The 26,109-nt window shown below is 61.7% G+C and carries 24 protein-coding genes; 13 read left to right on the top strand and 11 right to left on the bottom strand.

Annotation, left to right across the window (positions count from 1 at the left end):
• Positions 1-32: 32 nt before the first annotated feature.
• Positions 33-1,124 carry a calcium:proton antiporter gene (locus GTQ41_RS03495; RefSeq protein WP_047291093.1) on the bottom strand — a complete coding sequence of 364 codons (1,092 nt, stop codon included), beginning with the start codon at positions 1,122-1,124 and terminating at the stop codon, positions 33-35.
• Positions 1,125-1,398: 274 nt separating this feature from the next.
• On the opposite strand from GTQ41_RS03495, the gene GTQ41_RS03490 reads away from it, so the two are divergent.
• The 3 genes from GTQ41_RS03490 (at position 1,399) to GTQ41_RS03480 (ending at position 4,617) form a co-directional block, all read left to right on the top strand.
• Entirely contained in the window at positions 1,399-2,472 is a 1,074-nt protein-coding gene (locus GTQ41_RS03490; RefSeq protein ID WP_047291092.1) for a BMP family ABC transporter substrate-binding protein, read from the top strand.
• A 143-nt stretch (positions 2,473-2,615) separates the two neighbouring features.
• Positions 2,616-3,581: a 2-oxoglutarate and iron-dependent oxygenase domain-containing protein gene (locus GTQ41_RS03485; protein ID WP_047291091.1), complete on the top strand. Its 966-nt coding sequence runs from the start codon at positions 2,616-2,618 to the stop codon at positions 3,579-3,581.
• Between the two features lie 82 nt (positions 3,582-3,663).
• Positions 3,664-4,617: an adenosine deaminase gene (locus GTQ41_RS03480; protein WP_047291090.1), complete on the top strand. Its 954-nt coding sequence runs from the start codon at positions 3,664-3,666 to the stop codon at positions 4,615-4,617.
• Between the two features lie 109 nt (positions 4,618-4,726).
• On the opposite strand, the gene GTQ41_RS03475 is transcribed toward GTQ41_RS03480, so the two are convergent.
• The 3 genes from GTQ41_RS03475 to GTQ41_RS03465 form a co-directional block, all read right to left on the bottom strand.
• Entirely contained in the window at positions 4,727-6,106 is a 1,380-nt protein-coding gene (locus tag GTQ41_RS03475; protein ID WP_047291089.1) for an MFS transporter, read from the bottom strand.
• A 129-nt stretch (positions 6,107-6,235) separates the two neighbouring features.
• Complete coding sequence (locus GTQ41_RS03470) at positions 6,236-6,967, bottom strand: helix-turn-helix transcriptional regulator (protein ID WP_041067961.1); 732 nt, start codon at positions 6,965-6,967, stop codon at positions 6,236-6,238.
• Positions 6,968-7,282: 315 nt separating this feature from the next.
• A complete protein-coding gene (locus tag GTQ41_RS03465) occupies positions 7,283-8,212 on the bottom strand; it encodes a LysR family transcriptional regulator (protein WP_095667623.1) in 930 nt (309 codons plus the stop codon).
• Between the two features lie 118 nt (positions 8,213-8,330).
• Between GTQ41_RS03465 and GTQ41_RS03460 the strand changes: the two genes are divergently transcribed.
• The 3 genes from GTQ41_RS03460 (at position 8,331) to GTQ41_RS03450 (ending at position 9,997) form a co-directional block, all read left to right on the top strand.
• On the top strand, positions 8,331-8,624 hold the full coding sequence (locus tag GTQ41_RS03460; protein ID WP_047291087.1) for a putative quinol monooxygenase: 294 nt from the start codon (positions 8,331-8,333) through the stop codon (positions 8,622-8,624).
• Positions 8,625-8,656: 32 nt separating this feature from the next.
• A complete protein-coding gene (locus GTQ41_RS03455; RefSeq protein WP_047291086.1) occupies positions 8,657-9,670 on the top strand; it encodes a zinc-binding alcohol dehydrogenase family protein in 1,014 nt (337 codons plus the stop codon).
• A 153-nt stretch (positions 9,671-9,823) separates the two neighbouring features.
• Complete coding sequence (locus tag GTQ41_RS03450; RefSeq protein WP_169842458.1) at positions 9,824-9,997, top strand: hypothetical protein; 174 nt, start codon at positions 9,824-9,826, stop codon at positions 9,995-9,997.
• A gap of 3 nt (positions 9,998-10,000) precedes the next feature.
• On the opposite strand, the gene GTQ41_RS03445 is transcribed toward GTQ41_RS03450, so the two are convergent.
• Complete coding sequence (locus GTQ41_RS03445; RefSeq protein WP_047291085.1) at positions 10,001-11,203, bottom strand: multidrug effflux MFS transporter; 1,203 nt, start codon at positions 11,201-11,203, stop codon at positions 10,001-10,003.
• Between the two features lie 217 nt (positions 11,204-11,420).
• Positions 11,421-11,621, bottom strand: coding sequence for a heavy-metal-associated domain-containing protein (locus tag GTQ41_RS03440; RefSeq protein ID WP_047291084.1), 201 nt, complete (start codon positions 11,619-11,621; stop codon positions 11,421-11,423).
• A gap of 148 nt (positions 11,622-11,769) precedes the next feature.
• Here GTQ41_RS03440 and GTQ41_RS03435 point away from each other — a divergent pair, with 148 nt between their 5' ends.
• The 3 genes from GTQ41_RS03435 (at position 11,770) to cueR (ending at position 15,120) form a co-directional block, all read left to right on the top strand.
• Positions 11,770-12,153 carry a hypothetical protein gene (locus GTQ41_RS03435; protein ID WP_047291083.1) on the top strand — a complete coding sequence of 128 codons (384 nt, stop codon included), beginning with the start codon at positions 11,770-11,772 and terminating at the stop codon, positions 12,151-12,153.
• Positions 12,154-12,316: 163 nt separating this feature from the next.
• Positions 12,317-14,710 carry a heavy metal translocating P-type ATPase gene (locus GTQ41_RS03430; RefSeq protein WP_047291082.1) on the top strand — a complete coding sequence of 798 codons (2,394 nt, stop codon included), beginning with the start codon at positions 12,317-12,319 and terminating at the stop codon, positions 14,708-14,710.
• Entirely contained in the window at positions 14,707-15,120 is a 414-nt protein-coding gene (cueR, locus tag GTQ41_RS03425) for a Cu(I)-responsive transcriptional regulator (protein WP_047291081.1), read from the top strand. Before GTQ41_RS03430 ends, cueR begins: the two co-directional genes overlap by 4 nt.
• Here the strand turns inward: cueR and GTQ41_RS03420 are convergent.
• The 3 genes from GTQ41_RS03420 to GTQ41_RS03410 form a co-directional block, all read right to left on the bottom strand.
• Positions 15,074-16,318, bottom strand: a complete 1,245-nt coding sequence (locus GTQ41_RS03420) for an MFS transporter (protein WP_217325525.1) — start codon at positions 16,316-16,318, stop codon at positions 15,074-15,076. The genes cueR and GTQ41_RS03420 overlap by 47 nt on opposite strands.
• Positions 16,319-16,501: 183 nt before the next feature.
• Positions 16,502-17,398 carry a PA4780 family RIO1-like protein kinase gene (locus GTQ41_RS03415; RefSeq protein WP_041067990.1) on the bottom strand — a complete coding sequence of 299 codons (897 nt, stop codon included), beginning with the start codon at positions 17,396-17,398 and terminating at the stop codon, positions 16,502-16,504.
• A 238-nt stretch (positions 17,399-17,636) separates the two neighbouring features.
• Positions 17,637-18,914, bottom strand: coding sequence for an acetyl-CoA C-acetyltransferase (locus GTQ41_RS03410; protein ID WP_047291079.1), 1,278 nt, complete (start codon positions 18,912-18,914; stop codon positions 17,637-17,639).
• 236 nt (positions 18,915-19,150) lie between these two features.
• On the opposite strand from GTQ41_RS03410, the gene GTQ41_RS03405 reads away from it, so the two are divergent.
• The 4 genes from GTQ41_RS03405 to GTQ41_RS03390 all read left to right on the top strand — a co-directional run bounded on the left by GTQ41_RS03405 (position 19,151) and on the right by GTQ41_RS03390 (position 25,029).
• On the top strand, positions 19,151-20,503 hold the full coding sequence (locus GTQ41_RS03405; protein ID WP_047291078.1) for a 3-oxoacyl-ACP reductase: 1,353 nt from the start codon (positions 19,151-19,153) through the stop codon (positions 20,501-20,503).
• Between the two features lie 2 nt (positions 20,504-20,505).
• Positions 20,506-21,360, top strand: coding sequence for a MaoC family dehydratase (locus tag GTQ41_RS03400; RefSeq protein ID WP_047291077.1), 855 nt, complete (start codon positions 20,506-20,508; stop codon positions 21,358-21,360).
• Between the two features lie 301 nt (positions 21,361-21,661).
• On the top strand, positions 21,662-23,224 hold the full coding sequence (locus GTQ41_RS03395) for a collagen-like triple helix repeat-containing protein (protein ID WP_047291076.1): 1,563 nt from the start codon (positions 21,662-21,664) through the stop codon (positions 23,222-23,224).
• Between the two features lie 134 nt (positions 23,225-23,358).
• On the top strand, positions 23,359-25,029 hold the full coding sequence (locus tag GTQ41_RS03390; RefSeq protein WP_047291075.1) for a ShlB/FhaC/HecB family hemolysin secretion/activation protein: 1,671 nt from the start codon (positions 23,359-23,361) through the stop codon (positions 25,027-25,029).
• 67 nt (positions 25,030-25,096) lie between these two features.
• Here the strand turns inward: GTQ41_RS03390 and GTQ41_RS03385 are convergent, their stop codons facing one another.
• Both GTQ41_RS03385 and GTQ41_RS03380 read right to left on the bottom strand, forming a co-directional pair.
• Positions 25,097-25,369 (bottom strand): DUF3613 domain-containing protein, encoded by a 273-nt coding sequence (locus tag GTQ41_RS03385; RefSeq protein ID WP_041068008.1) that lies wholly within the window; start codon positions 25,367-25,369, stop codon positions 25,097-25,099.
• Between the two features lie 17 nt (positions 25,370-25,386).
• The gene (locus GTQ41_RS03380; RefSeq protein WP_047291074.1) at positions 25,387-26,109 is read right to left on the bottom strand and encodes a tetratricopeptide repeat protein; all 723 of its coding nucleotides are present in this window, start codon (positions 26,107-26,109) and stop codon (positions 25,387-25,389) included.

Raw genomic sequence — 26,109 nt, 5'->3', positions numbered from 1 at the left:
CAATAAAGAACCCTGTAGGAGCTGTGGTGGGCTTAGAGACCCAACAGCGACAGCATGATAAACGTCGCAAACAGCACAAAGTGGGTCATGCCCTCGATGGCATTGGTTTCGCCATCATTCAGGTTGATCGCACTGACGATCAGCGTGATGAAGATCATCACCGTCTGCACCGGGGTCATCGCCATTTGAAACGGCTGGCCGGTGTACAGCGCCATCGCCTCCATCACCGGCACGGTCAAAATCACCGTCGACAGTGACGCGCCCATCGCAATGTTCACCACCGACTGCATGCGATTGGCCAACGCGGCACGCAACGCCGTCAGAATTTCCGGCGCTGCGGAAATCGCCGCCACCAGAATCGCCGTGATCACCGGCGGTGCGCCCGTGCCTTCCAGGCCCAGATCGAGGGTCTTGGACATCACTTCGGCCAGTGCGCCGATCACCACCACGCCGAACACCAGAATGCCGACCGACCACGCCAGGCTCAGCGGTTTCGGTTCATTTTCCACCGGTTCTTTCTTGCGGCGTTTATCCGGGTAGCTGTAGCTGAAAAAGTAACTGTGCGGGCCGACCTGCATGCGCAGGAACAACGCGTAAAGCACCACCATCGCACCGATGGTGAACGCTGAATAAACCTTCCAGTTGGCCGCCGGAATGAACTCCGGCACCACCATCGACACGCCCATGGCGGTGAGGATCATCACGCTGTAGCTGCGTGCCGAATCATCGTTGTACGACTGCTCGCCGTGCTTGAGTCCCCCCATCAGCGCGGCGAGGCCAAGGATGCCGTTGATGTCGAGCATCACCGCCGAATAGATCGTGTCACGCACCAGCGTGGCAGACGCTTCGTTGCTCATCATGATCGCCAGGATCACCACCTCTACCAGCACTGCAGCGAGGGTCAGGATCATCGTGCCGTAGGGGTCGCCGACTTTTTCGGCGAGCAGTTCGGCATGATGGGCAACGCGCATCGAGGCAGCGACGATGAACGCGATCAATACCAGGCCAGAAATCAACGCGACAATCTGGCCGCTATGGAGCATCCAGTGTTCCAGCGGATAGGCGATGCACGCGGCAATCACCGCCAGCAGCAGAAAGCTTTCTTGCTTGAGGATCGTGAGCATGACGGGCCTTTTTGCCGAGAGGTTCGAATGAGCTACTGACTGCGGCGCGGCGCTAACGTTTCGTTACACCTTAGCGCACCAGCCGATAGCGTGAATCCGCTGACTTGCACTGCGTTGGTTCCGGCGCAGAAAAGATCGCAGCCTGCGGCAGCTCCTACAGGTTTCCCATTCCCCTGTAGGAGCTGCCGCAGGCTGCGATCTTTTGCTTTGTTGTCCTTTTGGTCAGCAATTTGCATTGCCCCTGACCACACACAACAAAATGGAGTTCGAATTCATGCAAATACGTCCGCTGCACAAACTGCTGTGCGCCGCCATCGGTCTGGGGATCAGCCTGAGCGCCAGCGCTGCCGATCCGCTGAAGGTCGGTTTCGTCTACATCGGCCCGATCGGCGACCACGGCTGGACGTATCAGCATGAACAGGGGCGCAAGGCGCTGGCGGAGAAATTCGGCGCGCAGATCACCACCAATTACGTTGAGAATGTGGCCGAGGGCGCCGACGCCGAGCGGGTGATCCGCAACATGGCCAAGGACAACTACGACCTGATCTTCACCACCTCGTTCGGCTACATGAACCCGACGCTGAAAGTCGCCAGGCAATTTCCCAAAGTGACCTTCGAACACGCCACCGGCTACAAGCAGGACAAGAACCTCGGCACCTATCTGGCGCGCACCTACGAGGGGCGTTATGTCGGCGGTTTCCTCGCGGCGAAAATGACCAAGACCAAGAAAATCGGCTACGTCGCCTCGTTCCCGATTCCGGAAGTGATCCGCGACATCAACGCGATCCAGTTGGCGCTGAACAAGTACAACCCCGGCACTGAAATCAAAGTGGTGTGGGTCAACTCGTGGTTTGACCCGGGCAAGGAAGCCGATGCCGCCAACGCGCTGATCGATCAGGGCGTGGACGTGGTGTTCCAGCACACCGACAGCCCGGCGCCGATCCAGGCCGCTGAACGGCGTGGCGTGTACGCCGTGGGTTACGCCTCGGACATGGCGCACTTCGGCCCGAAAGCGGTGCTGACTTCGATCGTCAATGACTGGGCGCCGCATTACATTCAAGCGACCCAAAGTGTGATCGACCACAGCTGGAAATCCCAGGATTACTGGGGCGGGCTGAAAGAAGGCACGGTTGAACTGCCGATCAGCGAGCTGGTGCCGGCACCAGTGAAAGCCGAGGCCGAACAGATCATCGCTGACATCAAGAGCGGTGCGCTGCAACCGTTCACCGGGCCGATCAAGGATCAGGCCGGCGTGGAGAAAATCCCTGCCGGGGTGAGCGCAACCAATGCCGAACTGGCGTCGATGAACTACTACGTTGAAGGCATGAAGGCCGAGATGCCGAAGTAATCTCTTCAAACTTGCATCGTCCCCGTGGGAGCTGGCTTGCCAGCGATGGGGTCCTCACATTCAACATCATTGTTGCCTGTCAGACCGCTATCGCTGGCAAGCCAGCTCCCACATTTGATCTTCAGCGTTCTCAAGGATTGTGTATGGATCAGCTTCCGGTCATCGACATCAGCCCGCTCTATTCCACCGACCAAAACGCCTGGCCCGCCGTCGCCGCGCAGATCGACCAGGCCTGCCGCGAATGGGGCTTTTTCTACATCAAGGGCCACCCGATTTCCGCGCAGCGCATCGACTCGCTGCTCGACCACGCCAAGCGTTTTTTTGCGCAACCGGCAGAAGAAAAACTGCGGATCGACATCACCCGGACCCGCCACCATCGCGGCTACGGCGCCATCGCCACCGAACAGCTCGACCCGGACAAACCCAGCGACCTCAAGGAAACCTTCGACATGGGCCTGCACCTGCCGGCGGATCATCCCGACGTGCTCGCGGAAAAACCGCTGCGCGGGCCGAATCGCCATCCGGCGCAAGCGGGCTGGGAAGCGCTGATGGAGCAGCACTACCTCGACATGCAGGCCCTCGCGCAAACCCTGCTGCGGGCGATGACGATTGCGCTGGGGATCGAACGCGACTTCTTCGACTCGCGCTTCGTTGAACCGGTCAGCGTGCTGCGGATGATCCACTACCCACCGCGCCACACCGCCAGCAGCGCCGAACAGCAAGGCGCCGGAGCGCACACCGATTACGGCTGCATCACCCTGCTCTACCAGGACAGCGCCGGCGGCCTGCAAGTGAAGAACATCAACGGTGAATGGATCGACGCGCCACCGATTGACGGCACCTTCGTGGTCAACCTCGGCGACATGATGGCGCGCTGGAGCAACGACCGTTATCGCTCGACGCCGCACCGGGTCATCAGTCCGCTGGGAGTGGATCGCTATTCGATGCCGTTCTTCGCCGAGCCGCACCCGGACACCCATATCGAATGCCTGCCCGGTTGCCAGGACGCACAGCATCCGGCGAAATATCCGACCACCACCTGCGCCGAATTCCTGCTGTCGCGCTTCGCCGATACCTACGCCTATCGGCGCGAGCCGCAAGCAGTGTGATGGATCGCTTGGTCAGGTTTTGCCAATTGTTTCGGCGCGCATCTGTAGAATGGCCGCCATCTGCACCTGATGAGAAAAGAATATGTACGATTGGCTCAACGCCCTGCCCAAGGCTGAACTGCACCTGCATCTGGAAGGCTCGCTGGAGCCCGAGCTGCTGTTCGCCCTGGCCGAACGCAACAAGATCGCCCTGCCGTGGAGCGATGTCGAAACCCTGCGCAAGGCTTACGCCTTCAACAACCTGCAGGAATTCCTCGACCTGTATTACCAGGGCGCCGACGTGCTGCGCACCTCGCAGGACTTCTACGACCTGACCTGGGCCTACCTGCTGCGCTGCAAAGCGCAGAACGTGATTCACACCGAACCGTTCTTCGACCCGCAGACCCACACCGACCGCGGCATCCCGTTTGAAGTCGTGCTCAACGGCATCGCAGCGGCACTCAAGGATGGCGAGCAGCAACTGGGCATCACCAGCGGTTTGATCCTGAGCTTCCTGCGCCACCTGAGCGAAGACGAAGCACAGAAAACGCTGGATCAGGCGCTGCCGTTCCGTGATGCGTTTGTCGCCGTCGGCCTCGACAGCTCGGAGATGGGTCACCCGCCAAGCAAGTTCCAGCGTGTGTTCGACCGCGCCCGCCACGAAGGCTTCCTGACCGTCGCCCACGCCGGTGAAGAAGGCCCGCCCGAGTACATCTGGGAAGCCATCGACCTGCTGAAAATCCAGCGTATCGACCATGGCGTACGCGCCATCGAAGACGAGCGCCTGATGCAGCGGATCATCGACGAGCAGATCCCGCTGACCGTGTGCCCGCTGTCGAACACCAAACTCTGCGTGTTCGATCACATGTCGAAGCACAACATCCTCGACATGCTCGAGCGTGGAGTGAAGGTCACCGTCAACTCGGATGACCCGGCGTACTTCGGCGGTTACGTCACCGAGAACTTCCACGCGCTGCACGAACACCTGGGCATGACTCAGGATCAGGCCAAGCGCCTGGCGCAGAACAGCCTGGATGCGCGCCTGGTAAAACCGTAAGCAACACCGCATAACCGATGTGGGAGCGAGCCTGCTCGCGAAGGCTTCTTGTCAGTCACAGTTTGAGTTGTCTGACACTCGGCTTTCGCGAGCAGGCTCGCTCCCACATTTACACCGGTGTCGACTCTGTAAGCTCTTCCAGCGTCTTGCCCCGCGTCTCCATCCCGAACAGCCACACCACCCCCGCCGCAATCGCAAAGCACAGCGCCCCCAGCGCAAACACCCCGCCCTGCCCGGTAATCGGGAACACCAATCCGGTCACCAGCGGTCCGAGCAACGAGCCGACACGGCCAATCGCCGAGGCAAAGCCCGAACCTGTGGCGCGCGCCGAAGTCGGGTACAACTCCGGCGTGTAGGTGTAGAGCACCGCCCACATGCCGAACAGGAAAAACTGCATCAACAATCCCGAGCCGATCAGCAGCGCGACATTGCCACCAAACACCGCACTCTGGCCGTAGATGAACGCCATCACCCCGCCGCCCAGCAGAGTGACGATGCACACCGGTTTACGCCCCCAGCGTTCCACCAGCCACGCCGCCATCAGAAACCCGGGAATCCCGCCCAGTGAAATCAGCACGGTGTAATACACCGACTGGGTCACGGCGAAACCCGACTGCTGCAACAAGGCACTGAGCCACGACGTCAGTCCGTAAAAACCGAGTAGGGCGAAAAACCACAGGCTCCAGATCATCGTCGTGCGCTGGCGGTATTGCGGCGACCAGATCTGCTGCAGGGCCGAGAAGAAGTTGCCCGGGGGCGTCACTGTCCTTGGCAGGCGCACCGGCTCAGGTAATGTCGCAACGCCAAGAGACGTGCGCACCCGTGCCTCGATGGCGCCGAGGACCTTGTCCGCCGCTGCGGGACGTCCGGCCTGCTCCAGCCAGCGCGGTGATTCGGGAATGAAAAAACGGATCGCCAGCACAAACACCGCCGGTACCGCCAACACCAGGAAGATATCGCGCCAGCCAATCAACGGCAGCAGGAAGTAAGACAGTACGCCGGCAGCGACAAAACCCAATGGCCAGAAACCGTCCATCAATGCGATGTAGCGACCGCGCCGTTGCGCCGGGATCAGCTCCGAGAGCATCGACTGCGCAATGGGAAACTCCATGCCCATGCCGATCCCCAGCAGGATGCGGAACAGCGTCAGGCTCTCGACCGTTTGCGCGGTCGAACACAGATAACTGGCCACGCCCCACAGCACGATGCTCCACTGAAACACCGGTTTGCGCCCGAAGCGGTCGGCGAGCATGCCCGACAGCGATGCCCCCAGCACCATCCCGAAAAAACTCGAACTGGCGAGCAGGCCGGCTTGTGCACTGCTCAGGCCAAACTCGCTTTTGATCGAGCCGAGCAGGAACGTCATCATGGCCAGGTCCATGGAATCGAAAAAGAACGCCAAGGCGATGATGATGAAAATGACCCGGTGATAACCGCTGAGCGGCAGACGTTCCAGGCGTTCTGCCGCGCTGAAGTTTCGCGTATCCATACCTCATCCCCCATCCACGAAGTGTGCGGACCGAGTGTGCGCGATAACGCCTCAACGCTTTTTCTGGATACGACCTGTTCGCAGTCACAGACGACGCAAGCCCCGAAGTATTGACCGGCGAATGCTCTATTACGCCAGTTCCAGCTCGACTTCCTTGGCGAAACAGTGGATTTCCCGCTGTCCGGCCGGCGTGACTTGCAATGCGCGAGAATCCTTGGGCAGCACCAGCCAGCCGGACTGCATGAACAATTGCAGCAACGCGGCGCCCAGTGAACCGCCCAGATGCGGACGGCGTTCGCTCCAGTCCGGACAGGCACACGCCACCTGGGCCTTGCGATGAGCCAGGGCCTGAATGAACACCCCGCGATTTGCCAGCTGCGTCGAGCCTTTGAGCGTCACCACGACCCGCTGCTCGATCTGTTCGATCCAACCGGCATCGAGCAAACGCTGGTACAGATCGGCGGCCAGCGTGCCGCCCAAATGATCGTCGCAAAAGCGCGCACGCAGCAGCGAGGACGGCGCGGTTCGTGGATTGTTGATCGGCGTCGAGCGTTTGAATACGTGAGGAACGTCCCGCGGCGCACTGGCGATCGTGGCACTGGCCAGAGCTTCAATGGCGGCTGCGATTTCCGGAGCCGCCAGGCGGAAGAAGCGCTTGCGTCCACGGACCTCGACTTTCAACAGGCCACCCGCGGACAAACGCCCCAGATGCGCACTGGCCGACGACGGCGACAGCCCTGCCAGCAGCGCCAGCTCCTCGGTCTGGCGGGCCGAGCCATCCATCAACGCCCACATCATCGCGCTGCGCTTGGGGTCGGCCAGCAGCGTGGCGATCTGGCTGATGCAAGGTGCATGTTCCATGTATTCACTCCCTGTTGAATCGTATCGTCTACTGCTCGAAGACATCTTGACCAGTAATGTGTCGTCGGCCAAGACGGGTAAAACGCCATGAGCCGGTGCAAGCCAGGTCAGCACTGCCACACCCGTCGATGGTGTGTTCACAGCGTTTGTATGGCGCAGGCACGGTCCTGGAAAAATCGCCTGATTCTGCCCTGGCCGGTTGTCGGTGCAGGTTTGAGGCGGTCGCTAGTATAAGCGGGATGCACGCTGCTTCCTGCGCCGTGCCTGACACGAATGGTGATAGTTCCTGAGTGAAATTTCGCTAATTGCCTGCGACTAATGATCAACTTTCGGGAAATGGGGAAATTGACTACTCAATTCGACGCATCGGCTGGCGAGCATTTCCCTTAAAAGGTTTACCGGCTTACTCAATTGCGCGCGATGGGCGCACAACAGATTCAGCGGAGCACGCTCGCAGAGAAGCTCCGGCAGCAACACTTTGAGGCGTCCGGCAAGGACATCGGTGCCGACATCGAGCCACGATTTATAGGCAATACCCGCCCCCGCCACCGCCCACAACCGTACGACGTCGGCGTCATCACTGAAGCGATCGCCACTGACCGTCAGGCCGACTTCGCGCTTGCCGTCATGAAAACTCCAATGGTCATGCACGCGGCTGCCGAGCATGTACAGCAGGCAATTGTGCTGCGCCAATTGTTCGAGCTGACGCGGCTCGCCGTGGCGCGCCAGGTAGGCCGGCGAGGCGCAGAGCACGCGGCGATTGTCCGGGGCGATGGGCAGGGCCACCAGACTCGAATCTTCCGGTTCGCCGTAGCGCAGGGCGATGTCCACTGGCTGGCGGAACAGGTCGGCGATACGGTCACCGAGCAACAGCCGCACGGTCAGCTTCGGGTGCTCGCGCTGAAACTCGTCGAGCCACGGCAACAGCAGGTTACGCCCGAAATCCGAAGGCGCCGATAACTGCAGGATGCCGCTGACCTGATCCTGCGCGCTGGAGAGAAAGCGCCGGCCCTCGTCCAGCGAACCGAGCGCGGCCCGGGCATATTCGAGAAAGCCTTCGCCCTCGGCGGTCAGGCGCAGGCTGCGGGTCGAACGCGCCAGCAAGCGCACGCCCAGTTGCTGTTCGATACGCTTGAGCGCGGCGCTGGCCACCGCGGCAGACATGTCCATCACCCGCGCGGCTGCCGACAGACTGCCCAGGTCTGCAGCGCGAACGAACAACTGTAAATCGTCGAAACGCAGCATTCTCAGCCTCGATTATCAAAATAAAATTGAAAGAGACTGCTCTTTTAGCCGGTTTTATCGCGCCGAGAAATAGCCAATGATTGGCCCAAGCCCATTTATCCCGCGACTGGAGCCAAACATGTCCCAAGCATTCACCGCCATCGCCACCCTGATCGCTAAACCCGGTCAGCAGGACACCCTCGAAAACGCTCTGTGCGCACTGGTTGCGCCGAGCCGCGCCGAGGAAGGCTGCGGCCAGTACGACCTGCACCGCGACCTCGCCGACCCGCTGACTTTCTATGTGATCGAACACTGGGCCAGCGAAGAAATCCTCCAGGCGCACAACGCCAGCGCGCACTTCCGGAATTTCCAGGCCACAGCCGGCGACTGTATCGAACACTTCCAATTGAAACGCCTGGGCAGCATCGCCTGAGCCCTTCTTCTATTACCGCTACGGAGCAAGTCATGAAAGCCATCGCCTATTACGCTTCCCTGCCGATCAGCGACGAAAAATCCCTGCAAGACATCGAACTGCCGGAGCCGGTCGCCGGCCCGCGCGACCTGTTGGTGGAAGTCAAAGCCATCTCGGTCAACCCGGTCGACACCAAGGTGCGGCAGAACGTGGCGCCGGAAAACGGCGCGGCAAAAGTGCTGGGCTGGGACGTCGCCGGCGTGGTCAAAGCCGTCGGCAGTGAAGTGACGCTGTTCAAGGCCGGTGACAAGGTGTTCTACGCCGGCTCCATCGCCCGTGCCGGTGGCAACAGCGAACTGCACGTGGTGGATGAGCGGATTGTCGGCCACATGCCCAAGTCCCTGGGTTTCGCCGAAGCCGCTGCCCTGCCGCTGACCGCGATCACCGCGTGGGAATTGCTGTTCGAACGCCTGCAGATCCGTGAGGGCAAGACCGATGAAGGTCAAAGCCTGCTGATCGTCGGCGCCGCTGGCGGCGTCGGTTCGATCCTCACCCAACTGGCCCGCCAGTTGACCGGCCTGAAGGTGATCGGCACCGCGTCCCGTGCACAGACTCGCGACTGGGTGACTGAGCTGGGCGCCGATCTGGTGATCGACCACAGCCAGCCGTTGAGCGAAGAGCTTAAGCGCGCCGGCATCGACCACGTGACCCACGTCGCCAGCCTGACCCAGACCGATCTGCACCTCGATCAACTGGTCGAGGCCTTGGCGCCGCAAGGCAAACTGGCACTGATCGACGATCCCAAGTCACTGGATGTGAGCAAGCTCAAGCGCAAGAGCCTGTCGCTGCACTGGGAATTCATGTACACCCGCTCGCTGTTCGAAACCCCGGACATGATCGAGCAGCACAAACTGCTCAACCGCGTGGCCGAGCTGATTGATGCGGGGACCTTGAAGACTACGGTGGGTGAGCATTTCGGCACGATCAATGCGGCGAACCTGCGACGCGCGCACGAGTTACTGGAAAGCGGCAAAGCCAAGGGCAAAATTGTTTTAGAAAGTTTCTGAAAACCCGAACGTCGTCATCAGCGCCAGTCCTTTTAAGGGCCGGCGCTGTTTTTTGCCGTCAGTCAGATGCTTGATCGTTGTCACAAATGCGATCGTATTCAGGTCTACACTCGAACCCTCTGCGATGCATCTTTTACACAAGGGAGGTCAGCAATGAAGATCCTGATAAAAGAAGTGGCAAAGTCTCAATGGCAGGTTCGTCTGGACCAGCACGCCGTGACCTTTCGCAGTGAAGCCGAAGCCCTCGCCTTCACCCGTACCCTCGAAGCGCGCCTGCACGCGCCCCATCAGATTCCCCAGCCCGGACAACAACGCGCCGTCGGCTGACGTTCAGGCTTCGGCCTGTGCTTGCGCCAGTGCCCGGGCATTCTGCAAACGCCGGGTGTACATCGCAATGCTCACCACCAGCAGTCCGCACAGGCTGATGACCATGGCCATCGGCATGGCGCTGCCGTCGTGCAGGACACCCACCAGCGAGGCCGCGCCGGAGGCCACGCTGAATTGCAGGCAGCCCATCAGCGCCGAGGCACTCCCGGCGCGCGCACCCTGGCCGTTCATCGCACATGCCGCAGCATTGGGCAGGATGCAGCCGAGGCTGGCAATGCACACGAACAACGGAATCAACAGCGGCCACAATGCTTCGGTGTGCATCGCGCTGACCGCGAGCAGCGAAACGCCGGCCAACAGGTATACCCACACCGCTCGCGCCAGCAGGAAGGACGGACCGCGCTTGGCCAACAGCCGCGCGTTGACCTGAGCCACCAGAATGAAACCCGCTGCATTGGTACCGAACAGCCAGCCGAAGTGCTCGGCGGGTACGCCGTACAGTTTGATGAAGACAAATGGTGAGCCGGCGATGTAGGAAAACATTCCGGCGACCGCGATACCGCCAGTCAGTGCGTGGCCGAGAAACACCCGGTCGCCGAACAACCGGCCGTATTGACGCAACGCACCGGACAGCGGCTGGCGCGGCACGGAGGCCGGCAGGCTTTCCGGCAACCCCAGCGCCACAGCGAGGCCGGCCAGTGCACTAAAGCCGGTCAGCACGAGGAAGATCGACTGCCAGCCCGTGGTGTTGACCAGCAGACCGCCGAGCAGTGGTGCAAGGATCGGCGCCAAACCCATCACCAGCATCAACTGCGAGAAGACTTTCGCCGAACCGACGGCATCGCATTTGTCGCTGACCACCGCCCGGGAAATCACCATCCCCGCGCAGCCGCCCAAGGCCTGGACGAAGCGGGCCCCGATCAGCCATTGCAGATTGGGTGCATAGGCGCAGGCCAATGAGGCCAGCGTGAACAGGCCGACACCGACCAGCAGCGGCAGGCGCCGACCAAACCGGTCGGCCACCGGGCCATACAACAACTGCCCGATCGACAGACCGGCGAAATACGCTGCCAGTGTCAGCTGGACGTGCTTTTCATCGGTGCCAAAGGCCAGTGCCATTGACGGGAACGCCGGCAGATAGAAGTCGATCGCCAGCGGACCGAAGGCGCTCAAGGCACCGAGAATCAGAATGGTACGGAAGTTCATCAGGCATCCAGGTTGGATTGGAGTCGGCAGCCCGACAGTCTAGCCGCGCAAAGACACCTTGCACATTCCGATAGCTCGCTAACTATTAAAAAGTCAGACGAACTGCACTGTGGAGTTTTCTGCAAAGATCAAAAGATCGCAGCCTTCGGCAGCTCCTACAAAAGCAACACTAATACACTGTAGGAACTGCCGAAGGCTGCGATCTTTTGGCTTTTGATCATCCGGCGAGTTTTACCGGGTAGCCCTCTTCGCTGATGACCTCAATCACCTGCTCGGGGCTGAGCGAACTCTCGACGCCGACTTCTTTGGCTGCCAGATCGACCCGCACGCTGGCTGCCGGATCTTTCGCCTGCACGGCGTTGGTGATGGCTTTGACACAGTGGCCGCAGGACATGCCTTGAACGCTGAACACTTGCATGGAGGGACTCCTTTGAGTGAGGTTGCCGGCAGTGTCGAGCTTGCCACCATGGCAAGGTCAAGTTCTGCGTAAAACTGCCGGGCTGGCAATCGGCGCTGCGCTCAGCCAAGCTGCGTGCATCAATGACTCAAATTCAGGAGATTCAGCCATGCGCTGGTCAGCTTTCAGCCTGTTTGGCTTGCTCAGCCTCTTTGCCGCCCTGCCTCAGGCCAATGCGACCGGTGAGGACTATGCGGTTCTGATCATCTCGCGCGAGCGCCTGGAAGTGCCGACTTCCTGTGAGATTGGCGTATATCTCAATGACGAACTGGCGGCGCGCCTGCTTCAGGAGCAGACCACTTCGTTCAATCTGCCGCACGGCACGATTTCCATTCGTCTGAAACAATTGCCTGGCCAGATGCCGGGGTGCCAGGCAGGCATGCTCGCGCCACCCGCGCAGCAGATCTCGCTCAAGGCCGGCGATGTGCTCAAGTACCGGATCGCGGCCAACGCCAAAGGCTTGTACCTGCGACCTGCCGCCCTCGAATATTGAGTCAACGAAAAAGATCGCAGCCTTCGGCAGCTCCTGCATTGGAATGCAATCCACCTGTAGGATCTGCCGAAGGCTGCGATCTTTTGCTTTTCAGATTGGCGCTTGACCTTGCCCGCATGGCAAGGTTGATCCTTGTAGACATCTTCTACAGGGAGTAAGACCGATGTCCGATTCCATCACTTTCGATCTGCCGATTGCCGGCATGACCTGCGCCAGTTGCGCCGGGCGTGTCGAGCGGGCATTGCGCAACGTCAGCGGCGCCAGTGGCGTCAGCGTCAATCTCGCCACCGAACAGGCCCGCGTCCAGGCACCCGGTGACAGCTTGCCGGCGTTGATGGAGGCGGTTGAACGCGCCGGTTACAGCGTCCCCCAACAAACCGTGGAGCTGAGCATCGACGGCATGACCTGCGCCTCGTGCGTCGGTCGCGTCGAGCGCGCCCTGAACAAAGTCCCCGGGGTGAGGAGCGTCAGCGTCAACCTCGCCAACGAACGCGCCCACCTCGAATTGCTCGGTCAGATCGATCCTCAATTGCTGCTCGACGCCGTGAGCAAGGCCGGTTACTCGGCCAGCGTCTGGCAAGCCGAACATCCCGCAGCGGATAACCAGCAACAGCGCCTGCAACATGAACGCTGGGCGCTGATCTGCGCCATCGCTCTGGCCTTGCCGCTGGTGCTGCCGATGCTGCTGCAACCGTTCGGCATTCACTGGATGCTTCCCGCCTGGGTGCAATTTGCCCTTGCCACGCCGGTGCAATTCATTTTCGGCGCGCGATTTTATGTGGCCGCGTGGAAAGCCGTGCGTGCCGGCGCTGGCAACATGGATTTGCTGGTCGCCCTCGGCACCAGCGCCGGATATGGCCTGAGCCTGTACGAATGGGCCACCGCCGCCGGGCGCATGCCGCATCTGTATTTCGAAGCGTCAGCGGTGGTGATTGCGCTGGTGCTGCTTGGCAAATATCTGGAAAGCCGCGCCAAGCGCCAGACTGCCAGCGCCATCCGCGCCCTTGAAGCCTTGCGCCCGGAACGGGCGATTCAAGTCATCGATGGTCGCGAGCAAGACGTGGCGATCAGCGCCCTGCGCCTCAACGATCTTGTTCTGGTCAAACCCGGCGAACGCTTCCCGGTGGACGGTGAAGTGCTGGAAGGCCAGAGCCACGCTGACGAAGCGCTGATCAGCGGCGAGAGCCTGCCAGTGCCAAAACAGCCGGGCGACCAGGTCACCGGCGGTGCGATCAACGGCGAAGGCCGCTTGCTGGTGCGCACCACCGCCCTCGGCGCGGAAAGCGTGCTGGCGCGGATCATTCGGCTGGTGGAAGACGCCCAGGCAGCGAAAGCGCCGATCCAGAAACTGGTGGATAAAGTCAGCCAGGTGTTCGTGCCCACTGTGTTACTGATTGCCCTCGTCACGTTGATTGGCTGGTGGCTGTACGGCGTGCCTATGGAAACCGCGTTGATCAACGCTGTCGCCGTGCTGGTGATCGCTTGTCCGTGTGCCCTCGGCCTCGCCACGCCGACGGCGATCATGGCCGGCACCGGTGTGGCCGCGCGTCACGGCATTCTGATCAAGGACGCCGAAGCACTGGAGCGAGCCCATGAGGTCGACAACGTGGTCTTCGACAAGACCGGCACGCTGACGTCCGGTACGCCGCGCATCGCCCATTTCAGTGCGCTGGATGGCGATGAAAATACCCTGCTGACGCTGGCCGGTGCCCTGCAGCGCGGCAGCGAGCATCCACTGGCCAAAGCCGTGCTGGACGCGGCCGCCGAGCGCGGGCTGAGCGTGCCCGATGTCAGCGACAGCCAGTCCCTGACCGGCCGCGGCATTGCCGGCCATCTTGACGGTCGGCGCCTGGCGCTGGGCAACCGGCGTATGCTGGAGGAAAGCGGCCTCAACGCGGGTGATCTCGCCGACGCCGCCCAGGCCTGGGAAGCGGAAGGCCGGACCCTGTCGTGGCTGATCGAGCAAAGCCCGGAACCACAAGTGCTCGGTTTGTTCGCCTTCGGCGACACGCTCAAGCCCGGCGCACTGCAAGCGGTGCAACAACTGGCCGCCCGGGGTATCCACAGCCATCTGCTGACCGGCGACAACCGCGGCAGCGCGAAAGTCGTCGCCGAGGCTTTGGGCATCGAGAACGTGCACGCCGAAGTGCTGCCCGCCGACAAAGCCGCCACCGTCGCCGAACTGAAAAAAACCGGGGTGGTGGCGATGGTCGGTGATGGCATCAACGACGCCCCGGCACTGGCCGCAGCGGACATCGGTATCGCCATGGGCGGCGGCACCGACGTGGCCATGCACGCGGCCGGCATCACCTTGATGCGCGGTGATCCACGGCTGGTGCCCGCCGCGCTGGAGATCAGCCGCAAGACCTACGCGAAGATCCGCCAGAATCTGTTCTGGGCCTTCGTTTACAACCTGATCGGCATTCCGCTGGCGGCGTTCGGTTTTCTCAACCCGGTGCTGGCCGGCGCGGCAATGGCACTGTCGAGCGTCAGCGTGGTGAGCAATGCGCTACTGTTGAAAACCTGGAAACCGAAGGATCTGGAGGAGCACCGATGAACATCGGCCAAGCGGCCCGGCACAGTGGCCTGAGCGCGAAGATGATCCGCTATTACGAGTCGATCGGCCTGCTCAAGGCCGCCCATCGTACCGACAGCGGCTACCGGGTCTACAGCGATGAAGACCTGCACACACTGGCGTTCATCAAGCGCTCGCGGGACCTGGGATTTTCTCTGGAAGAAGTCGGCAAGCTGCTGACCTTGTGGCAGGATCGCCAGCGCGCCAGCGCCGATGTGAAGGCCCTGGCGCGGCAGCACATCGACGAGCTGAACCAGAAGATCCGCGAACTCGGCGAGTTGCGTGACACCCTGCAGGACCTGGTCGAGCACTGTCATGGCGACCATCGCCCCGACTGCCCGATCCTCAAGGAACTGGCGTCGGGCTGCTGCGCGCAACCCGCCCGCGCCTGAGCGCCAACAGTTTAACGGTCAACAACGTACCGAGCGGGATGCCGTGGAACAGCAGCACCACGGCACCCGGCGTCCACCAGCCGTAGAACGGCGCGGCGATCAACATGCCGACACCGAACCCGGTCATTTGCAGCAAGGTCAGGAAGCTGAAGACCGGCAGGCGCAAATGCTCCGGTTCGCGTTGCAGGCGCGACGTCAAGCCGACCTCGGAAATGCCGTCACCCAACCCCGCCGGCAGGGAAATCAGCAGCAGACCGAGAAGGCTGTGCTGCTGGAACATCAGGATAAAACCGCAGGACATCAACGCCACGCCGAAGAAATACCGTCGCTCCAGATCACGGTTATCAGAACCTTTGAGGCCACTGGCAATCCGCGCACCCAGCAGTTTGCCGCTGGCCCACACCGCCAGCATCAGGCCGAGCGTGGTGCTGGCCGAGTCGGGTGTCAGCAGTTTGGAGATGATCGGGAAGCCGACGTTGTGCGCGGCACTGCCCAAGGTGTCAGCCATGGTCACGGCGAGCATCGCCGCAATCACCGGAGCACTGCGCAGGCCTTGTTTCAGGGCTGACCACTCGCCGCGTTCGTTGGTCGATTGTTCGCTGACGTCTGCAGCGGCGAAGCGCAACGGCGCAATCAACAACGCCGCCAGCAAGTAGGTCAGTGCGTTGAGCGCGAATACCGTTTCAAAACCGAACGCCGCCACCAGCAAACCGGACACCAGGCTGCCACCAACCATTGCCGCCGATGAAGCCGAGGTGAGCCAGGCATTGGTTTTCAGTAGCTGCGCGGCTTCGATCAGCCTCGGCAATTGACTGTTGAGGCCGATAGCGAACATCGAGTTGCCAAAACCCAGGCCGAAAGCGATCACCGGCAACAGCAACGCCTGCTGGCTCACCGGCAGGATCAACAGCAGGCCCAGCAACACCGCGCGCAGCAGATCGAAGGCAATCAACGGCATCCGGCCGCTCCAGCGCCGGTAGAACCTTGTGCCAATCAGGCTGGCGAAAATCCCCCCGCCGACCCGGCTGGCGAGAAACACCCCGACGCTCATGGCGCTGTTGCTCAGCAGGTAAACGTACGTCGCCAGCGCGACCATGTTGAGGAAAGCGCCGAAGTCGGAGATCAGCCGGGCGCTGATGATGAGGCGGGCGTTCACATTCAATCCTTGAGTGTGCGAGGGCTGACAAGATTCCCACATAAAGTCCATAGACACCACCGGCCCCTGTGGGAGCTGGCTTGCCAGCGAAGAGGCCGGTACATCCGATAAAATTTTTCAGCTGAACCTCCACTATCGCTGGCAAGCCAGCTCCCACAGTGAGGTGTGGTGAAGGAACATGCGGGCACAAAAAACCCGGCCGAAGCCGGGTTTCTGTTCAAGCGCTTACTGCATCCACGGTGGCGGCGGTGGTTCGTCGGACTTGCCTTTGGGCGCATCGTCGGCAGCACGGATCGCCTGCTTGCGCTCTTCATCCAGACGCGCCGCCTCGATCTCGCGCAACACTCCGCCAACGTCGGCCAGGTCTTCAGGGTCGTCGAACTCGCCGGTCAGCACACTGTTCGGGTGCAAGGTGCCGGCTTCGTACAGCGCCCACATTTCTTTTGCATAACGGGTTTTCTTCAGCTCCGGGGCAAAGCGCCCGAAGTATGAAGCCATGTTGCCCACATCCCGCTCCAGCATGCTGAACGCGTGGTTGTTACCGGCGGCATCCACCGCCTGCGGCAGGTCGATGATCACAGGACCTGTCGGGGTCAGCAGCACGTTGAACTCCGAAAGGTCACCGTGCACCAGACCGGTACACAACATCAGCACGATCTGCGAGATCAGGAACGCGTGATATTCGCGGGCCTGATCCGGCTCCAGCACCACGTCGTTCAGACGCGGCGCGGCATCACCGTATTCGTCGGCCACCAGTTCCATCAGCAGCACGCCATCGAGAAAATCATACGGCTTGGGCACTCGCACGCCGGCACCGGCCAAGCGGAACAGCGCCGCGACTTCGGCATTCTGCCAGGCGTCTTCGGTCTCCTTGCGACCGAATTTCGAACCCTTGGCCATCGCCCGCGCCTGCCGGCTGTTACGCACCTTGCGCCCTTCCTGATACTCGGCTGCCTGGCGGAAACTGCGTTTGTTCGCCTCCTTGTAGACCTTCGCGCAACGTAACTGGTTACCGCAGCGCACCACATAAACAGCTGCTTCTTTACCACTCATGAGTGGGCGCAGCACTTCGTCGACCAGACCGTCTTCGATCAGGGGTTCAATGCGTTTTGGAGTCTTCATCAGCTTTTATTGTGGGTCCTTTATTACCAAACACGCGAATGTCACTCGTTATACGGCAATCCTCGCGCTACGGGGAGGGGTTGCCGACCTGTGAACCCTGTGGATGCACACACTGTGCCGAAATAATCGACCGACCGTTGCCGATCATAGCCGAGCCCACCGGGCTTGTAGTGATCGGTCGTCAAGGGCATTTGCGACAGAATCTGACATCGCATGCATTTCCCCCGGGGAATTGCGCTCAGCGTTCGATGATTGCGGTGACACCCTGGCCGCCGGCAGCGCAAATCGAGATCAGCCCCCTGCCCTTGCCCGCCGCATCCAGCAGTTTCGCCAGATTGGCGACAATCCGCCCGCCCGTCGCGGCAAACGGATGCCCCGCCGCCAGCGAGCTGCCTTTGACATTCAAGCGGCTGCGATCGATTGAACCGAGCGGCGCATCCAGTCCAAGACGGGTCTTGCAGTATTCGGGGTCTTCCCAGGCCTTGAGCGTGCACAGCACCTGCGCGGCGAATGCTTCGTGAATCTCGTAGTAGTCGAAGTCCTGCAAGGTCAGGCCATTTCGCGCCAGCAGACGCGGCACCGCATACACCGGTGCCATCAACAGCCCTTCGGCGCCGTTGACGAAATCCACAGCCGCCGCTTCGCCGTCACGCAGATAGGCAAGGATCGGCAAACCACGCTCTTTCGCCCATTCTTCACTGCCCAGCAGCACCACCGAGGCACCGTCGGTGAGCGGCGTGGAGTTGCCCGCCGTCAGCGTCCCCTTCGCGCTTTTTTCGAAGGCCGGTTTGAGCGTGGCGAGTTTTTCCAGGGTCAGGTCCGGGCGCAGGTTGTTGTCGCGGGTCAGACCGAGAAACGGCGTCATCAGATCGTTGTGCCAGCCTTCGCTGTAGGAGGCGGCGAGTTTGTGATGGCTTTCGAGGGCCAATTGATCCTGCTCTTCACGAGGAATGTTCCAGGTCTGCGCCATCAGTTCGCAGTGCTGGCCCATCGACAGACCGGTACGTGGCTCGCCGTTACGCGGAAATTCCGGAATCAAGTGACGTGGGCGCAGTTGCAGAAAGGTTTTCAGCTTGTCGCCGGTGGTCTTGGCGCGGTTAGCCTGCAGGAGGATTTTGCGCAAGCCTTCGCTGACGCTGATCGGCGCGTCCGAGGTGGTGTCAACGCCGCCAGCGATGCCGCAATCGATCTGGCCGAGGGCGATTTTGTTCGCCACCAGCAGCGCCGCCTCCAGCCCGGTGCCGCAGGCTTGCTGGATGTCATAGGCCGGGGTGGCCGGTGACAGCCGCGAGCCGAGCACACATTCGCGAGTCAGATTCATATCCCGTGACAATTTAAGCACCGCACCGGCCACCACTTCACCGATGCGCTGGCCGTGCAGGTTGTAGCGTTCGATCAGACCTTCGAGGGCGGCGGTGAGCATCACCTGATTGCTGGCGGTGGCGTACGGCCCGTTGGAGCGGGCGAAAGGAATACGGTTACCACCGATGATGGCGACGCGGCGCAGCTGACTCATGAAAAGCTCCTTGTTGATCCGAATTCAGGGAAATCCCTGTGGGAGCTGGCTTGCCAGCGATAGGGCCGGCACATCCAGCATTTCCAGTGGCTGACACTGCGCCATCGCTGGCAAGCCAGCTCCCACAGGGACGGTGGTCTACTCTGCTGTTCTAGCGTAGGCCTTATTGCGTGGATCGAACGATTGATTGCCGTTGGTAGTCCACACTTTGAACCCCAACTTTTGGAGAGCGTTCCATGTCTGACCGCTATATCGACTTCGCCAACTCATCCATCGGCCATCGTCTGGTCGGGGCGTTGGGCCTGCCGTCGCCGGTGCGGCTGGAACGCTGGCAGGCCGGGCGCCTGCGGCCGGTAGACGGTGCGCTGCTGATCGGCGGCGGGCCGCTGGCCGAGCGGGTCATTGCATTCGCCAACCGCCTGACCGATGCGATCTACAGCTACGGCACAGAACCGTCGCTGGCCACCGCGTGGATTCCCGGACACGGGCCGAAACTCAAGGCCGTGGTGTTCGATGCCAGCGACCTGCAGCACACCGACCAACTCAAACAGCTGCGCGAATTCTTCCAGCCGCTGATGAAAAACCTCGACCACAGTGCGCACCTGGTGATTCTCGGCCGCGCTCCGGAAACCCTGCGCGATCCCTTTGCCTCCAGCGCACAACGGGCACTTGAAGGTTTCTCACGCTCGCTGGCCAAGGAGTTGCGCAGCGGCGGTACGCTGCAACTGATCTATGTCGGTGAGGGCGCCGAAGAGCAACTGGAAGGCCCGCTGCGGTTTTTCCTCTCGCCGAAAAGTGCCTTCGTCTCCGGGCAGGTGATTCGCCTGACCGCGTGCGCCACGCACGTCACCGACTGGACCCGGCCATTGGCCGGACGCAAAGCGTTGGTCACCGGGGCGGCTCGCGGGATCGGCGCATCCATCGCCGAAACCCTGGCCCGCGATGGCGCCGAGGTGATTCTGCTCGACGTGCCGCCGGCCAGGACTGATCTGGAAGCCCTCGCCGCGCGGCTCGGTGGCCGGGCGATCACCCTCGATATCTGCGCTGAAGACGCCACTGCGCAATTGATCGAACAACTGCCGGACGGCCTCGACATTCTGGTGCACAACGCCGGGATCACTCGCGACAAGACCCTGGCCAACATGACCCCGGAATTCTGGGATGCGGTGCTGGCGGTCAACCTCAATGCGCCGCAAGTGCTGACCAAGGCCCTGCTCGACAGCGGCACCTTGCACGACAATGCGCGGGTAATTCTGCTGGCCTCGATCAGCGGCATCGCCGGCAATCGCGGACAGACCAACTACGCCGCGAGCAAGGCCGGGCTGATCGGCCTGGCCCAGGCCTGGGCGCCGACACTGCTTGAACGCGGCATCAGCATCAACGCCGTGGCGCCAGGTTTCATCGAAACCCAGATGACCGCACACATTCCATTCGGCCTGCGTGAGGCCGGGCGACGCATGAGTTCACTGGGCCAGGGCGGTTTGCCGCAAGACGTCGCCGAAGCCGTTGCGTGGCTGGCCCAACCGGGCACTGGCGCGTTCACCGGCCAGGCGCTGCGGGTCTGTGGACAAAGTGTTCTGGGGGCGTAGACATGAGCATTGAATGGCACACCCTCGACCGCGAACCGAGCCTGCCCGGCCTGTATGCGCGGGCCGCGACACGGCGCAAGATCACCGGCACCCGACTGCCCGATAGCGGCTTGCGCTGCTGGTTCGATGTCGATGGCCAGAAGCTGGCGGCCTATCGCAAGGTCTGCGGCTTTGCCGATGACGGCCTGCTGCCGCCGACTTATCCACACATCCTCGCATTCGCCCTGCAAATGCAATTGCTCACGCAGAAGGATTTTCCGTTCCCGCTGCTGGGGTTGATTCATCTGAGCAACCGCATCCGTGTATGGCGGCCGATGGGCGGAATCAGTCGCGCACAAGTCAGCGTCCGCGTGCACAACCTGCAGCCGCATCCCAAAGGGGCAACCTTCGATGTGTTGACCACCCTCGATGATCAGCTTGGGCCGCTGTGGGAAGCCGAAAGCCAGATGCTTTGTCGCGGGGTGAAACTCGACGGCGAACCGGTCGAACAACAGTGGGAACCTGCGCAGCCTCTGACCCAAGTGGCGCAGTGGAAAGCGCCGGCCGATATCGGTCGGCAGTACGCCAAGGTCTCGGGCGACTACAACCCGATTCACCTGAGCGCCGCCAGTGCCAGGCTGTTCGGTTTTCCCACGGCGATTGCTCACGGCTTGTGGAACAAGGCACGAACCCTTGCGGCACTGGCCGATCACTTGCCAAAAGCCAACCTGGAAATCGTCGTGCACTTTCGCAAACCGGTGCGTTTGCCCAGTGAGGTTTCGTTGCTGGCGAGTGCGGCAGGGTCGAGTGGCGAATTACGACTGATCGGTGCTGGCGATCTGGAGCATATGGTTGGTCAGTGGCAACCGGTTGCCTGATTCCACTCCGGGCAAGCCTGTAAATTGTGTATATATCACTTAAGTTTTCCCGCCCTTCACGCGGTGCCCTGGAAAACTCCCAGCCTTGATTTTCAAGGCTTTTTTTTGCGCGTTTATATCCTGGGTATTAGTCCTTAGGCACTGCGTGGCGCCTTATATATAAAGGCGTTAATACCAACTTGAGAATGGCGGCAAGCCGCGACGCGATCGAGATTGACACCACGGACGAGGCATCACCGGCGACAGACGGGTGAGCCATCGAAAACGACGAATGTTGTTACAGGTGCAAGGAATCTCAATCATGAAAACCCAAGTGTGGTGCAAATCGGCAACAGCTCTGGCATTGATCCTCTCCCTTGGCCTCGCGGGCTGCAGCAGCGGCGGTGGCGGCCATCACAGCAGTTCCGGCAGCTCTTCGTCTGACAGCGCGACATCGGGCACTGGCGGCACCGGCGGCTCCGGCAGCACTGGCGGCACCGATACCGCTGGCACAGGCGGTACTGGCGGCACTGGCGGTACCGGCACGACCAACCCGACAGATCCGACCAACCCAACCAATCCGACCGACCCTACGGACCCAACCAACCCGACCAACCCGACCACCACCCCGTTGGTGACCACCACCCTGGTGCAGGATGTCGGCAATACCGTCGCAGGCGTCGGCGACGGCGTCGGCCAGGTCGGCGATTCGCTCAGCACGGTTCCCGTGGTCGGTGGCGTCGTGCAAAGCGCGGCCAACACCGCTGGCAATGTGGTCAGCACTTTGGGTGACGGCGTGGCCAACGGTATCGGCAAACTGGGTACGGTCGATAATGGCCTGGGCGTCACCGCAGCCTCGGTCGGCGGCGTGGTTTCAGATGTCGGTACCGGCGTCTCGGACCTGAGCGGCAAACTGGCGACCGCTACCGGCAGCGTTCCAGTCGTCGGTGGCGTGGTGACCAAAGTGGCACCGGTGCTTGATGGCGTCGGCGAGAAAGTCACCATGCTCGGCGACACATTGAGCCTGGCCACCACCACAGGCCCGCTCGGTTCAGTGACCAAGAGCGTCGGTAACGGTCTGGTGCCGGTGATTGCGATGGTGGAAAGCACCACCGACAAAGTAGGTGATGCGACCGGCCTCGGCGCTCCGCTCAACGGTGTCCTCGGCCAGGTCGGTGGCGCAGTCAAAGGCCTGGGCGGTCAAGTTACCGGTGCCGGCAGCGGTAATGCCCTGACCAACACCGTTGGCGGCGCCCTGACCAACGTTGGCACCACGGTCGGCAAAGCCGGCGGTCTGGTCGACAATGGCACCGCTTCCGGTGGTGGCTTGGGCGGCGGCCTCGGTGGCGGTCTGGGCGGTACCGGCCTGCTGCAAACCGTAGGCGGCGCCGTGGTCAATGTGGGTGCCGGTCTGAACGCCGGCAGCACCAACGGCGTGGTCAGCGCCGGCGGCGTCACGGCTGGCGGACTGGGCAACACCATCGCTTCGCTCAACACCGTACTCGGCGGCTCGGGCACGCCGATCACCGCCACCACCTCGCCACTGGCGACCGTCGGCGCTACCGTCGGCGCAGGGCTGAACCCAGTCACCAGTGCGGTCACCAGCGTCACTCAACAAGTCGGCGCCGCCACAGGTCTGGGCGCGCCGGTCGCCGGTCTCACCGGTCAGGTCGGCGGCGCAGTCAGCACAGTTGGCGCCACCCTCGCGTCCACCAACAACCCGGTCACGACCGCCGTCGGTGGTGTGGTCAGCAACGTCGGCGCTACCGTTGGTGCAGTCGGCGGCCTGCTCAACGGTGGCACCAGCACCGGCGGCACCGCAACCGGTGGCCTGGGCGGTGTACTCGGTGGCCTGACCGGCACGCTTGGAGGCAACAAACGCTAAATTGCACCTGGCCGATTCGACGGCCTCACCTACAGCGCCTACGCTTGGTTGAGGGCGGAAGATTCCCACGAGTCTTCCGCTTTTTTCTTAGGAAAAATTCAGCCCAACGCTGTGATCTGACCATGGAGTGTCCTATGCGCGTAATGGCATCCCTGCTGTTCCTCAGTCTCAGTTCCGCCGCCCTCGCCGACACCCTGCCCAGTTTTCTCAACAGCAACGAAACCACCCGTAACCTGCCCGTGCCGAACCTGCCGGCCGATGCCTATCGCCCGGCCACTACTCCGGTGCAAGTACCGGAACCCGGCGCGGCCAGTGCCCAGCCGCTGATGATGGAAACCAGAATCTCCCTGAAGACGGTCCAGATTGAAGGCGGGACGATCTATCCGCTCAGCGAACTGGCCGAGATCTATAAACCCCTGATCGGTCACCCGACCAGCCTCGCCGACCTGATCGAAGCCACCCGCACCATTACCCGCCGCTACCAACAGGACGGTTATCTGCTGTCCTACGCGTTCTTGCCCCAACAAAAATTCGACGATGGAGTCGCGCGGGTGGTGTTGGTGGAAGGCTACGTCAGGGACATCCAGATGCAGGGCGACGTCGGCCGGGTCAAAGGTCTGCTCGACAAGCTGGCAGCGAAAATCCAGGCTGAACGGCCGCTGACCCGCAAGACCTTCGAGCGCTATACCACGTTGATGACCCGCATTCCCGGCGTGACGGTGCAGGCCCAAGTGCCGCCGCCCGGCACCACCGACGGCGCAACAACACTGGTGGCCCAGGCCAGCCGCAAACCGTTCACCAGCACCCTGAGCACCACCGAAGACAACCGCAATGGCACCCAGGCGTTGCTCGGGGTCAGCAGCAACTCGCAGACCGCCATGGGCGAGCAATTGACCCTCAGCGGGCTGTTTCCGCCGGGGGATGATCACGAGCATTACTACCGACTGGACTACAACCAGTTCCTCAACAGCGAAGGCACGCAACTGAGCCTGTTTGCCTCACGCTACCGGGCCGATCCGGGCACCAATGTGCTCACCAGCGATGGCTTCGAACTCAAACCGCACAAGGAAGACGACCGTTACTCCATCGGCGTCAGCCACCCGTTCATTGCGGCCTCCAACGAGCTGCTCAACGCCGGTGCACGGCTGTATGCAGTGGATGACAAAAACCGCTACAACGTGGTCGGCTATCCGCTCAGCATCGAAGAGCGCACCAACGTGCGTGCCCTCGCGTTCGAGAGCGACTGGCGCAAGACCGATGCCCGCCAACTGCGGATTGTCAGTGGTGGCTTGTATCAGGGGCTGGACAGCATGGGCGCACATTCCAACAACCCGGCACTGGACCTGAACTTCCTGCGCCTGCGCCTCTCCGGCGTGCAGAGCGACAAGTTCTTCGACAACTGGCAAGGCGTGTTGTCGGCCGCGTTGTACTGGAGCGATGACACCCTGCCCGACAGCGAACGCGCCGTGTTTGGCGGACAGAACTTCGGCCGTGGCTACCCGGACGATCAGGCGTCGGGCGACAAGGGCTGGGGTGCGGCCTACGAGGTCAACTACAGCTTCAACCGCGACGGCAACTGGGTGCGCATCCTGCAGCCGTACGTGGTGCTGGACCGTTCGAAAACCTGGTTCAACAAGCTCGCGGTACAGAGCAACGACCTGTCATCGGCGGCAGTGGGGCTGCGCTTTGGCGATGCCAAGTACTACAACATTGCATTGGAGGCCGCCAAGCCAATGTCTGATGAGGCGCTGGATACGTTCAATCGGCGGGCGCGTTACAGCATCAGTTTCAGTTATCAGTTGTAGACCTTCAGTCATTGCGTCATCGCTGCTTTAGCGGCGATGACGCAATGGATTGAGCCTCGCCAGCAACCTAGTTCTTGGTCTCGATCTTGCCGCCCGCGTCCGGGTCGTAGAAGTCCGGAATCTCATACTTGTACTTCTTCAGCCAGCGCTGCATCGCCTGTTCCCGCTCGGCCGCCGTGGCGGTTTGCGGTTTCGTCGAGGCCGCCTGGTTACGGCTTTGCAGTACCAGCCAGCCTTCGGTTTCCTGTTGCTGCGCCGAGGCCGGGCCGGCGTCGATCGCCTGGGCTGCCAGCGGCAGGCTGAGCAGTATCAGGCAGCTTAGGCGGTGCACGGTGTTCATGGTGATCTCCCGGAATGTCACTTGAGCGTCGACGGTTGTGGGTCAGCCACCACCGCCACTTGATTACCGGCCGCGGTCGGGGCCCTGGCCGGCACCTTGAGTTTTTCCGCACGGGCCCGGGCTTCGGAGAATTGTTCCGGCGTCAGGTGCGCGCGGCTGACGATTTCGGCGGCTTGCTGCCAGTTGTTCTGGTAGAGCAGCAAGGTCACCAGATTCAGCGGAGCCAGTTGATCGTTCTGCTTGAGTTCAATAGCGGTAAGGAATTCGAAGCGCGCGTCTTCAAGACGCAACTGGTTGAGGTAGACCACGCCCAGGTCGTTGCGGATCTTGTCATTGGTTGGCGCCAGACGCACCGCGCGCTGCAGGTGCGCCTGGGCCTGACCGTTATCGCCACGGGCGGCATAAATCTGCCCCAGACCATGTTCGGCGTCCGCCGTCAGGCACGTGCCGAGCAGGCCGCGATACAGCGGCTCAGCCTCGTTGCGCCCGAGCAAGCGGTAAACCCTGGCCTTGCGCAAGCGCACCTCGACCAGGTTGTCGGGCAGGCTTTGCAGGTTGGCCAGACTGGCGTGCAGCTTGCCGTCGTTGGCCAGATCATCCGCCAGGTTCAGGGCCAGTTCCTGTTCGGAGTCGAGCTTGCTGCAACTGCTCGGCGCCAGCATTGCCGACCACGGTGCCTGGCCGTCAGTGGCACAGCCACCGAGCATCAACAGACTTGCCACGACAATCAGTGCTTTCAT

Origin of the sequence: Pseudomonas sp. AN-B15, from assembly GCF_019056475.1 — a bacterium.
GTDB lineage: Bacteria > Pseudomonadota > Gammaproteobacteria > Pseudomonadales > Pseudomonadaceae > Aquipseudomonas > Aquipseudomonas parakoreensis.
This window is presented reverse-complemented; position numbering and strand designations above follow the sequence as displayed.